This window comes from Emticicia sp. C21 (assembly GCF_003418935.1).
Classification (GTDB): Bacteria; Bacteroidota; Bacteroidia; order Cytophagales; family Spirosomataceae; genus Emticicia.
In genome coordinates, this window is record NZ_QVMT01000008.1 from 166,094 (window position 1) to 178,777 (window position 12,684).

8 protein-coding genes are annotated in these 12,684 nt (G+C 39.1%); 3 read left to right on the forward strand and 5 right to left on the reverse strand.

Going from position 1 to position 12,684, the window contains the following annotated elements:
- Positions 1 to 187 precede the first annotated feature (187 nt).
- The gene (locus D0T08_RS18420) at positions 188 to 2,563 is read left to right on the forward strand and encodes a TonB-dependent receptor (protein WP_158561303.1); all 2,376 of its coding nucleotides are present in this window, start codon (positions 188 to 190) and stop codon (positions 2,561 to 2,563) included.
- 359 nt (positions 2,564 to 2,922) lie between these two features.
- On the opposite strand, the gene D0T08_RS18425 is transcribed toward D0T08_RS18420, so the two are convergent.
- The 3 genes from D0T08_RS18425 to D0T08_RS18435 form a co-directional block, all read right to left on the reverse strand.
- On the reverse strand, positions 2,923 to 3,492 hold the full coding sequence (locus D0T08_RS18425; RefSeq protein ID WP_116984150.1) for a uracil-DNA glycosylase family protein: 570 nt from the start codon (positions 3,490 to 3,492) through the stop codon (positions 2,923 to 2,925).
- A gap of 56 nt (positions 3,493 to 3,548) precedes the next feature.
- A complete protein-coding gene (locus tag D0T08_RS18430) occupies positions 3,549 to 4,145 on the reverse strand; it encodes a hypothetical protein (RefSeq protein WP_116984151.1) in 597 nt (198 codons plus the stop codon).
- Positions 4,146 to 4,508: 363 nt separating this feature from the next.
- Complete coding sequence (locus tag D0T08_RS18435; RefSeq protein WP_116984152.1) at positions 4,509 to 5,576, reverse strand: type I restriction endonuclease; 1,068 nt, start codon at positions 5,574 to 5,576, stop codon at positions 4,509 to 4,511.
- A gap of 561 nt (positions 5,577 to 6,137) precedes the next feature.
- Here D0T08_RS18435 and D0T08_RS18440 point away from each other — a divergent pair.
- Entirely contained in the window at positions 6,138 to 7,064 is a 927-nt protein-coding gene (locus tag D0T08_RS18440) for a hypothetical protein (protein ID WP_116984153.1), read from the forward strand.
- A 357-nt stretch (positions 7,065 to 7,421) separates the two neighbouring features.
- On the forward strand, positions 7,422 to 10,913 hold the full coding sequence (locus D0T08_RS18445; protein ID WP_116984154.1) for an amidohydrolase family protein: 3,492 nt from the start codon (positions 7,422 to 7,424) through the stop codon (positions 10,911 to 10,913).
- A 590-nt stretch (positions 10,914 to 11,503) separates the two neighbouring features.
- On the opposite strand, the gene D0T08_RS18450 is transcribed toward D0T08_RS18445, so the two are convergent.
- On the reverse strand, positions 11,504 to 11,947 hold the full coding sequence (locus tag D0T08_RS18450) for a hypothetical protein (protein WP_116984155.1): 444 nt from the start codon (positions 11,945 to 11,947) through the stop codon (positions 11,504 to 11,506).
- A gap of 59 nt (positions 11,948 to 12,006) precedes the next feature.
- Positions 12,007 to 12,636 carry a hypothetical protein gene (locus D0T08_RS18455; RefSeq protein WP_116984156.1) on the reverse strand — a complete coding sequence of 210 codons (630 nt, stop codon included), beginning with the start codon at positions 12,634 to 12,636 and terminating at the stop codon, positions 12,007 to 12,009.
- Positions 12,637 to 12,684 lie beyond the last annotated feature (48 nt).

The window sequence follows — 12,684 nt, forward strand, 5'->3', positions numbered from 1 at the left end:
TAGTACACAATCATCGATAACTATCATGGCATAACAAGAAAGGAAAACGAATGTACATTGATTCAAAATTAATGATGAGTTACATAACTTTTATAAGCCGGGATTTTTTATTATTGAAATCGCTCGAAACTGCTGGTGTTTTCAAACCATTTAGTTTATTTTACGAAAGATAAACCCATCATCATTTGTGAAAATTACTGCCTTTATTTTATTGCTGTTTTTAGCTGTGCAAGGTTTCTCCCAAACCCAGAACATTCACGGAATAATTTTTGATAATATAAGCAAAGCTCCTCTCCCATCTGTCAGTATTGAAACTGATGGTATCATGACACAATCCGATTCTTTAGGGAGATTTGTATTAAATAACATAGCAATCGGACGAAAAATAGTAAAAGTTACACATATCGGCTACGAAACCTTTTATACCGAAGCCTTTATTCTGAGTTCTACAAAAGAAGTAAATCTCGAAATACCCTTAAAAAAAAATACAATTCTTCTCAATGAAGTTACCATAACTGCTAAATCAACCTCCACCGACCCCTTCAATAACCTGGCCTATGTTAGTGCGAGGTCTTTTACCGCCGAAGAAACCGAGCGTACACCTGCCGCTGTCAATGACCCGGCCCGTATGGCTTTATCTTTTATGGCCGTACAGGGCGGAAGAAAAGACAGCGATAACCAACTCGTCATAAGAGGAAATTCTCCGATGGGAATACTCTGGCGGATTGAAGGGGTAGATATTCCAAGCCCTAATCATTTTACAAAGCACGGAGCATCTTCAGGTGGCGTAACTGTATTCAGCGCGGCACTCATCAGTCGTTCTGATTTTTTTGTGGGCGGCATGCCCGCCGAATATGGCAATGCGCTTGCCGGAGCTTTTGATATCCGTTTAAGGCAGGGGAATCAATATAAACAGCATTATAAAGCAAAAATAAGTTTTTTAGGAATAGATTTTAGTACTGAAGGTCCTATTAAAAAAGGGTTTTCGAGTTATGTGTTCAATTACCGCTACTCTACGCTTGGTTTACTTAACCAGATGAAATTGTTTTTGGGTGATGAACGAAGCATCTCAATTTTTCAGGATTTATCTTTCAATATTGTTTTTAACTCAAAAGACTATCGCAAACGAACAAATATCTATGCTGTCGGGGGAATGAGTTCAGAAAATAATTTCCCGGTAGAAGACCCGGCTAAAAGGCAATTGGGCGTTTGGGATGATTTTGAAGACCGCTGGAGAATATCAGATGTCGGCATCATCGGTGTAAATCATACCCGGACTATCAATTCACACGCATCTATCAAGTTGGGTATGGCTTTGGTTGAAAGTAATATACATCTCACAAGTGATTCATTAGGCTTAATTAACGAAAAATTCAGATTCGACAACGAAAAATATATCGACAAACGACTGGTGGTTTCAGTGCACTATCAAAACCAGTTAACGCCAAAAACATTTGTAAAAATTGGTTCAATGAATAATTTTCTGAACTTCAGGTTCTTAAAAGAGGTTCAACCAAGGTACTTATACACCAACCCGCAGCAATTTGCCGACAGGCGACAAATCATGACTGACGGCATGGGCAATACCCAATACTCGCAGCTATATGCACAAATGGTGCACAAATTTACTCCGAAACTTACTGTCAATACGGGTTTTCATCTCATGTATTTTGCGCTGAATAAAAACATTTCTTTTGAACCAAGATTTTCGGCAAAATATACACTCAATCAATCAGGCACATTGAGTTTTGCTTATGGTCTACATAGCCAGCTTTTACCCATGAGCAGCTATTTCATTACGCAAAAACAGGAGATTGATGGCAAAACTGTGGATGTATACCCCAATAGAAATGTCGATTTCCCAAAGTCTCATCATTTCGTTTTAGGATATAGATTTATCACAAAAAATGACTGGAAACTGGCAACTGAACTATATATGCAATTGTTAAGACGCGTATTGGTTTTACCGTATCCGAATAGTAACTTCTGGTTTTTAAATATGGCAGATGGCTATCCTGATAATACCCTTGTGGCAAAGGGCAGCGGAAAGAATTATGGTATTGATGTATCTGTTGAAAAGAAGTTTTCAAAAAAGTACTATTTCAGAGCAAATGCTTCGCTTTTCGATGCCTCCTACAAAACTTTAGATGCGATAAATTATATTTCTGATTTTAGTAATGGATATAGTACCAATATGACCTTTGGCAGAGAATTCAACTTTAAGAATAAAAATGTACTACAAATCGGAGTGAGAGCCATGGTAAGTGGCGGATTCCGGTATTCACCAGCAGATGTAGAAGCCTCTGCGAAATACTATACTTATATACCAATTATCCCCCTGACAAATACTTTAAAGGCGCCAACTTATTATAGAATGGATGGCAGAATCTCTTACCGTATCAATAAAAGAAAACTCGCATCCATCATATCGGTTGATGTTCAAAACCTGACAAACCATCAGAACTACTCCAAAGTTGATTTCAATCTGGCAACCAAATCTCTCCTGCTTCAAAGAAAATCAGGCGGATTAGTACCGGTATTATCCTGCCAGATAGATTTTTAATACAAATTTGGGTTTAATAGTTTTGCAGATGTTCACCGTAAGTAATTTAGTAAGTGTTTGAGTTATTTATTAGTCATAAGAATTAAAGTTAATGCCAAAATAGAATGTATGCGCTTGAAAATATTAATAAGCCTGTTGGCGCATTTTCTTATCAGATAAAACAAGTTTATAATTCTGAAGAAACTATTATGGCGGCAGCTATAACACATTATTATATTACTTACGTATAAAATAATAAGTCAAAATAAATCTTAAATATAATGAGTAGAGCTATTCTATAAAGCGTGAATTTAGGTTTAAAAGTAATAATTCTGAGATGATTTTTGGAGTTGAATATTATTAGTGTTATAACTATTCTATTATAATATACCTTGGACCACTATTTTCAACTCCGGCAACACTTCTCTACTAAACCATTCATTTTTAGCCTGCCAGATATTGTTTCTCGGTGAGGGGTGCGGCAAAGGAAAAAACTCAGGCAGATACTCCTGATAATGGCGGACGGTTTCGGTGAGGGTGTTTTTGACTCTTGTGCCTAAGTAGTAGTTCTGAGCATATTGGCCTACCAATAGCATGAGTTCTACGTTTGGCATTTTATCCAATAACTGGCGGTGCCATAGTGGGGCGCATTCGGGACGAGGGGGTAGGTCTCCGCTTTTGCCTGTGCCGGGGTAGCAGAAGCCCATCGGTATTACGGCAAAGAGGTTTGTATTATAGAAGGTTTCTTTATCTACGTTTAGCCATGCGCGGAGGTTGTCTCCGCTTTTGTCATTCCACGGGATGCCGGAGTTGTGCACGATTCTACCTGGTGCCTGGCCTACTATTATGATTTTACTGTTTGTACTTGCTGCTACTACCGGATTGACCCCTCCTACCAGATGTTGTTCGCATGTTTTGCAGTTTTTTATTTGGGAGAGGAGAGTTTGCATAAACTATAAAGATAGGCACTATAAAGGATAATTGATTATATCTATTAATGCTAAAATCAGAAGTATGTAATCTCTCTTTTAGTCATGCCTACTTTATGAAAGTCGTTTTCTGTAAAGTCTTTTTTTGATGCTTCTTTTACAATCCAGTTACCTTGTTTATCGTAAATATAATCATACTTTATTATTTCTTTCAATGATGTATTTTTGTTGGTGTTAACCTCTTCCTTTACATTTTTATACTTATCATATTTTAATTTAGTTTCTACAAGACCAAAACCGCCGGGAGTTATTTCATCACTCATTTCTTCTCCTACCAGGTAATTCCGTACTACTTCACCGTTCGGTTTGTAAGAATAAGCAATTTTTTCAATTACTCTATTTTTAATGGTAATTGTGCTCTCTATCAGCTTATTGTCGTTAGAATAAACATAGTCCACGGTACATCCTTTTTCTTGTGGGCATCCGCATATACATTCATTTTCTTTATGAATAATGAGGCCCGATTTATTATAAATCTCTGTTACCGGTAAAGAGTTATCCTTAATAGTAATAACCTTTTCAGGTTTTCCTCTTAAGTTAGATTTCTGCCAATCGTTTTGTGGTTCTGAAGGAACAGCAATAAAAAAAAGCAGTGATAAAATAAAGTTTAACATGTGTTTTGGTTAAATGGGTATTGTTAAAAATCTTCTTGAATTTAATAAGAACAAAGGAAATTAAATTTTATACCGAAAACAAAAACAATGGAAGAATAAAGTTTAAGGGTGATGCACGATTCTACCCGGGGCCTGGCCTACTATTATGATTTTGCTCTCTTTACTTGCTGCTACTACCGGGTTTACTCCGCTCACCAGGTGCTGTTCGCATGTTTTGCAGTTTTTTATTTGGGTGAGGAGGTTGAGCATTACAAACGCTTACTAATATTTTATATTACTTTCTAATAATAACGGGCTTAATTCTTTAAACTGTATATTAAAATCCAAAGAAATAAACCCGCATTTAATTTATTCTAAATAACTTTATAAATAATACCCTACTGTTTTCTCTAACTCACTTGATTGACTATATATATCGTCAAGTGTTTTAAGTTCAGCCTTTAATTCCTTTTTATCTGCATCAAAGGTAGCTATATACTTTTTATTAGGATTATTTAAGTATAATCTACAGATAGGCTTTCTGTTATTATCGTCTAAAAAGACAGCAAAATATGATTGTGCATCGCGATATGTTATCCTGTTAACTGGGACAGTAGTTCTTAATATCGACCTTACAATATAAAAGGCTTCCAGTTCTTCAGCCGTAGTAACAACTTTATCTTCAGGTTCGGTTGGAATAGAGATTTGCTGCACAGGTTCTTCTACTACAATAGAGGCATTATCAGGAGTAATAGCTGATTTTAGTCTATCGTTTAATGTATCATTAATAACATTGGCAAAAGTACGCTTTACTAATGGTCTAAATCCCTCTAATACCTTTGCAGTTACCATATTAGGGTAAACTTGTTTGGCAAAATATCTTACAAACTCATCGTTAGGTTCTTGTAACTCTTGCAATACTAATTGTCTGATTTCATTAATATATTTAAGCTCGCTTGCAGACTGATAGATATTATTACTATCAAAATAAGCTTTATGAAAATCTCTTAATTTTTCGATTTGTCCATCTTTAATTTCTTCGATATTAAACTCCAAAAATGGCTTTTCATCCATTTTATTAGGTTCTACTAAATCCGTGTAAAACCTGAAAATTAATCCATTAGTTAATATCGCAAATTTGGCTTTAGATACATGGAAGTATCGCAGTAATTGTCCATCATGGATACTTAGGTTTTGCTTCCAATGCTTGCATTCAACTAATATAATTGGGTCGCTATCTCTAAAGATTGCATAATCAATTTTCTCGCCCTTTTTTGTCCCAATATCGCATATAAATTCCGGTACTACTTCTAGAGGGTTAAATACATCATAGCCTAACACTTGAAGAAAAGGCATAATAAATGCATTTTTTGTAGCTTCTTCTGTATGAATGTTGTCTTTCAATTTAGTAACTCTTTCACTGAATTGTTTAATCTGGTCTTTAAAGTCCATAGCATTTGGTTGTTTTAGGTTAAAAAATAAAATAGGTTATATACTCTCTTTTACTTTTGTGAGAGAAATACTCTTACAAAAGCTATTTTATCAGTCGTTTTCATGGAATAGTTACAAGAATACAAAAAATATTAATAAAAAAGGCAGTTATTCTAGCATTTATTTAAAGGCATCAAAATAATAATAGCAAAGTTCCGTACTTTTTAATTACATTATTTCTCATTTATCTATTTCTAGTATTGCCTGCCCTGCGAGATATTATCAAATAAACCAAAATACGACACAATATATACGTTACAAAGATTTACTATTGAAAGTATCACGAACATTACTTATTAAGAAGCATACATCCTTTCGAAAGATTATCCCCAATAACAATTCCCCTTATTTATGGTCCCTTGGAGACGTATTGCAATACGTCTCTACCAGAATTGGCGAAAATACTATTTCATACTCTCCTCCTCAACAGTCTGATTCTACCAAAAACCTCCCCAAACCCTTTGAAAACAGAATCCAAAGCCAGAAATTTACTGGATTACAATCTACACAACAATTAAGAAAATGGAAAAAGAGAAAATGAATGCAGGTGGCAGGGGTATCACCGACTATAAGCCTGAGTATGACGAGCAAGCCTATAATTATTGCCTGTTAGGGGCTACGAATGAGACGTTGGCCGAATTTTTTGGGGTGTCTGATACGACTATTAAAAAATGGATGAAGAAGTATCCGGGTTTTCAGGAGTCTGTCAGGAATGGGAAAGAACTGGCCGATATGCAGGTAGCCAGAAGTCTGTTCAGAAGGGCGGTTGGGTATACTTACGAGCAGGTAGTTTCGGAGTTTGTCAGGGTAGCAGACAATCAAGAGGAGCCTGAAAAGGTTAACCATACAGTGAGAACCTTTCTGCATGCCGACAGTAATGGTTCGCAAAAAAGCAGTTTAGCGACCATTCAAGGAGAACTGGAAAAGGTTACCAATACGGTAGGAACCTATTTGAATGAGAACAACAATAGTGTGCAGAAAAGCAGTTTAACAACCATTCAAGAGGAACTGGAAAAGGTGATAAATATGGTGAAAACCTTTGTGAATGCCGACAGCGACGGTTTGCAGAAAATCAGTACATCGACCACTCAGACGGAACCAGAAAAGGTGACCCATACGGTGGAAACCTTTTTGGATGAGGAAAGGAAAGGTTTGCAGAAAAGCAGTGCAACGACCACCCAAACGGAACCGGAAAAGGTGACCAATACGGTAGGAACCTTTTTGAATGAGGAAAGGGAGGGTTTGCAGAAAATCAGGGTGACAACCAGGGAAGTAATACCAGACGTGAGGGCACAGATATTCTGGTTAAAGAACCGTCAGCCGAAGCTCTGGCGGGATAAACAGGAGATTGACCATACGACGAAAGGTGAAAAGATGTCTTACGTCAAGATATTTGAGCTGCCTGATGATGGGCGCAACGATTACAGCAACCTTAAAAATAACTACTAAAAATGGCAACATTATACAGTCATTTCCTGTTGAGGCGGACGGCCAGTCTACGATTAAAAATCTAGGTTAAAATAATGTATGGAGAAAAGGTAGTTCAGATTTTTAATCGTACGAGTTTAAATGACTCCTGCTTTTTTGGACGCCCAGTCCGAGTTACTTTTTTTCAGGTAAAAAAAGTAACAACCCGGGATTATGAAAGAAAACAATATAAGACATGGCTGTCAATATTGAAAGAATACGGTAGCTGTCATTTAAAAACCTCAAACCATTTCTATGTTTATTTACCACCACCGCACTCAAATACTCAGAAATTTTAATATTTTTACCGAAAAACACTTCTATAAAAACTTCTTTTACATGAAACCTGAATTTACCTTGAAAACAGCTTTACTGAGTATTGGCATTGGGTGCTGCGTGGTGGCAGGCGTCTTTGCTTCCAAGGGTCGCAGCTTTTCGCGACTTTTTCTTTCGCTGCAGGATACTACCAAAGCGGCCAAAGATACGACCAAGTATATACGTTATAAAGATTTACCGCTGAAAGCCTCGCGCACGCTGCGCACCAACACAACCGAGGGCACGTGGTTATCGGTCGATGTGAGCCCGGATAGCAAAACGATTGTGTTTGATATGATGGGCGATTTATTCACCATTCCGTTTGCAGGTGGTAAGGCTACCAATGTAACCAAAGGGATGGCTTTTGATACGCATCCGCGCTATAGTCCGGACGGTAAAAAGCTCCTGTTTATCTCTGACCGCACAGGCTCAGATAATGTCTGGTACATTGACTTTGAGAAAAAAGATACGGTGCAGGTAACGAAAGACCGCGACCAGAATTTTACCTCTGCCGACTGGACACCCGACGGCAAATATATTGTGTACTCAAAAGGCCGTATGAACGTGCAATTGTGGATGGTGCACCACGACGGTGGTGGAGGGGTACAATTGATTGACGCACCTACGAACCTGAAAACGATTGATGCTGCTGTTGGTCATGATGGCCGCTATGTGTATTTCTCGCAACGCAGTGGCGCCTGGAACTACAATGCTATGATGCCACAATACCAGATTGGTATCTACGACCGTGATAATGCCAAACGTACTACCATTACCTCAAGATATGGTTCGGCCTTTACGCCTACGCTTTCGGGCGATGGTAAATGGCTGGTATATGGCTCCCGCTATGAAGATAAAACTGGATTGGTGCTTCGCAATTTAGAAAATGGCGATGAAAAATGGCTGGCCTACCCTATTCAACGGGATGAGCAGGAGTCTATTGCTACGATGGGGGTTTTGCCGGGTATGTCGTTTACGCCTGATAATCAGGCCGTGTTGGCTTCTTATGGTGGTAAGATTTACAAAATCGGCGTGAATGGTGAGAAGCCTGTGGCCATTCCGTTTAATGTAGATATGGAAATAGAAATGGGGCCTCAACTGGAGTTTAAATATCCGGTATCGGATACCAGCCATGCCCTGATTACGCAGATTCGCGATGCGATTGCTTCGCCAGATGGCAAGAAATTAGCCTTTACAGCCTTGAATCGCCTGTATATAGCAGATTATCCGAATGGCACGCCTCGTCTGATTACGACAAACGATTTCACCGAAGCTCAACCGGCATGGTCGACCGATGGTAAAAATCTGGTGTTTACGACCTGGACACCTGAGGGTGGAAATTTATATAAAGTAAATGCAGAGGGTACACCTAATCTGCAAAAACTTACTCAAAGTTCTGCTTTATACGGCCAACCTGTGTGGACGCCTAAAAACGACCGCATTGTGTTTATCCGTACACGTCTGCAAGCCTTTAAATCTTCTATCGGGCCTGTAGCTAATGGTTCGGAAGACGATATTTGCTGGATAGATGCCAATGGTGGTGCTGTTACGGTGATAGACAAAGCCCGTAACCGCACTACCCCGCACTTTGTGAGTAGCCAGGCTGACCGTATTTATTTAAGCGGTAGTGATGGTGACCTGCAATCTATCAAATGGGATGGGACGGATGAGAAAACGCATGTGAAAGTGACGGGTATCACCACTTATGGGATGAGTATTGAAGGCGAAGATTTTGCACATAACTGTATGCTCTCAGAAAAAGCGGCACAGGCTATGGAGGTGAATCGTCCGTCGCCGGCTTCGCAGATTATCATGGCCCCGGATGGCGACCAGGCATTGGCGCAGATTAATAATGAGATTTATACACTGAATGTACCAAAAACTGGTAAAACGGTGAATATCTCGGTAGCAGACGTAGGTTCAGCCCAGTTTCCGGCTAAAAAGCTGACTGAGTTGGGCGGAGAGTTTCCGTCGTGGTCGAGCGATTCGAAGAAAGTGCATTGGTCGCTGGGACGTTATCATATTGTATATGATCTGGAAAGAGCAAAGAATTTTGATGATAGCGTGAAAGTGGCGAAAAAGGCCGAAGAAAAACGTAAGGCAGATTCGTTGAACAAGGCGAAATCGGATACCATCAAGATTAAAACCGATAGCGTGAAAGTGAAAGATGCGAAGAAAGCAGCGGCGAAAAAAGAAGAGCCAAAGTATAAACCGGAGGAAACGGAGATAAAAATCTATTTCAGCAGAGATATGCCAACGGGAGCGGTGCTATTGAAAGGCGCTCGCGTGATTACGATGAAAGGCAATGAAGTGATAGAAAACGGTGATATTCTGATTGAAAACAACCGTATCAAGGAGATTGGTAAAAGCGGAACGCTCAAAGGGACGGGCAAGGCCAAGGTAATAGATGTAAAAGGGAAGACGGTGATACCGGGCTTTGTGGATACGCATGCGCATATGTGGCCGCAGTGGGGTATCCAGAAGAATCAGGTTTGGGTGTATGCCGCTAATTTAGCTTATGGCGTAACGACAACACGTGACCCGCAAACGGCTACGACCGACGTATTTACGTATGGTGATATGGTTGAGGCAGGTAAAATTGCCGGACCAAGAATCTATTCAACAGGGCCGGGCGTAGGTTTCTGGGCCTATAATATTAAAGATTCTACAGGGGCTATTAATGCTTTGAAACAGTATAGCAAGTACTATAACTCGAAGTATATCAAGATGTATCTGACCGGAAATCGTCAGAGTCGCCAGTGGATTATCAAGGCTGCGAGAGACCAGAAATTGATGCCTACGACTGAGGGAGGGTTGAACTATAAGCTGAACATGACGAACCTTATAGATGGGTATCCGGGTCATGAGCACGCCATTCCGGTATACCCGTTGTATAACGATGTGGTGAAAAGTATCGCTTACTCACAAATGGCGGTGACTCCCACCCTATTGGTTTCGTACGGTGGGCCTTTTGCTGAAATCTATTATTTTGAGACTGAGAATCCGTACCATGATAAGAAGATGCAGAATTTTATGCCTTATGATGAACTGGCAGAAAAGACTCGTCGGGTAAGTACTTGGTTCTTGCCGGAAGAGCACGTATTCCAGAAACATGCGAAATCGATGAAATCGATGGTGGAAAGCGGGTCTTTGGCTGGTATCGGTAGTCATGGTGAGTTCCAGGGATTAGGGTATCACTGGGAATTATGGTCGATGCAAAGTGGTGGTATGAAAAATCATGACGCCTTGAAAGTAGCTACTATTCTTGGTGCTAAAGCACTAGGATTAGACCAGGATTTGGGCAGTATCGAAAAAGGTAAACTGGCTGATTTGTTGATTATGGATAAAAATCCGCTGGAGAATATCCGTAACTCGAATACGTTGAAAATGGTTGTGAAGAATGGTCGGGTGTACGATGCGAATACTTTAGATGAGGTTTATCCGGCTCAGAAGAAGTTAATTCGTACGGAGTGGACTTTTGAGAAGCCTGCGAATACTACGGGGTTAACAGACTAGAGCACAGCCCCCCGCCCCTGAAGGGGAGCTTAAGCGCAAAGACTACCGTGCCACGCCTCTACTCGTTCGAGAAAGGGCGTGGCACGGTTATTAATGGAGAGAAATAAAATAACAGAACAAAAAATATTGAAATTTCAGAATATTTTGAAATTTTTGTAAAGTTTAAATATTCGGAAATTTTTACATATTTAAAATATTCAATATTTACAAACAGTTATAAAAATACAGCAGTTATTATAGCTTTTTCATGGCAAATGTTTAATTTTTTAAGTAATAGCTAATCAATCCATATTATAGATTTTTCAACAACTTTCTTAAATCCACAACGCCAAATAAGAATATGATACAGGCAATTGGGTAGTTAAGAAATTTCTTTAGTGGATTGTTATAAAAAGTTTTCATGGCGTTATTGGCTGTTTTTTCTGCTTTTGATGCCACAAAGTTCATTGAAATTCTGTGTGTACCCAACTATAAATGCTTGAATGGCAGGGTTTAGTTCTTGAATGGCGGGTTTGAGGAAGTAAATGGTGATTATAAAAAATACGCAGGCAGATTGGCTGCCTGCGTATTTAAGCTCAACTAAAATTATATTACTTCAGATAATACGTTGTCAATAACTTAGTAGCTTCCGCAGCGTTTTCAGCACAGGCTTCGCAAAATGTACCTCTACCCTCAACCGGGCCTTCGTATAACCAACGAAAGGTCTTTGAGTATTTGCCGTCAAGGCTAGCAATTTTTAAAGTATTATTCTTTTTCGGAATTACATACAAGCGCAGATTATTTGGAAAAAGTACTTTGAATGCTTTTTCACCATTCATCATATCCACTCCTTCATATTGGAGTTTCATGCTCTTAATATCGCCCTCGGGTGTTTTATAAGAATAGTTAATATCACCCACCTGATTGGCATTTACCCAGAAGCCATAGGCTTCAAAGTCTTTGGCATTGAAGTTTTTGTAGGAAAAATTGGCCACGCGTTGTGCGAAAGTAGTGGCAGGTAATAGCAATGTGAGATAAATCAAAAGTCTGTACATGGATTTTATGATTTGTTTGTTGCAAACCAATATTAAAATACTGTGCCAGACCCTTGCTATTATTTACCTTGAAGCTTCTTCAATACTTTTTCTACACGTTTGCGCTTACTTTCTTTATCAAATTCAGAGAGTCTGGCTATAAGTGTTTTGATGAAAACATTTTTGTGGGCTTCATCAATAACCCCCGCTGCATTTTCGGCATACATGGGTAATTGGTTGGTTGGGCTAATTAAAAACTGCTCATGAAGCAGATCAAAAGCATCATTACTGTAATCAGCAACAGAACATAATTTAGTCAGAATACTTACATAATTATCTCTGGTGATGACCGAGCCTTTATCGGCTACTGCTGCCAGTTTAGCCACTGCACCAAATACAGTGGCAGGGCTTGCTGAGGCAATGGTATTGAGGGCTGTCATAGCACCCCATTGCAACCGATTGTTCCTGCTATCTAATAATTCGACAAAGTTGCTGGCATAAGGAGCTATTAATTGTGGTTTTGCTTCGCCAATTTCGTAGAGTACCTTGATGCAATCGCTCTGGATATCTTTGTTTTTGTTCGAAAGATTCTGAATCAATTCAGCTACCGCCTCTTTGTTCTCAGTTTCAACGAGTTCTTTTGCTAATTCCTGATTTGGCACTTCGTCTCTTCTATTCAATGAAGTAGCCAATTTGTCAATAATACTCATGGTATATATAGGTTAATATCTGATAGCAATTTAAAAATAAATCAACAA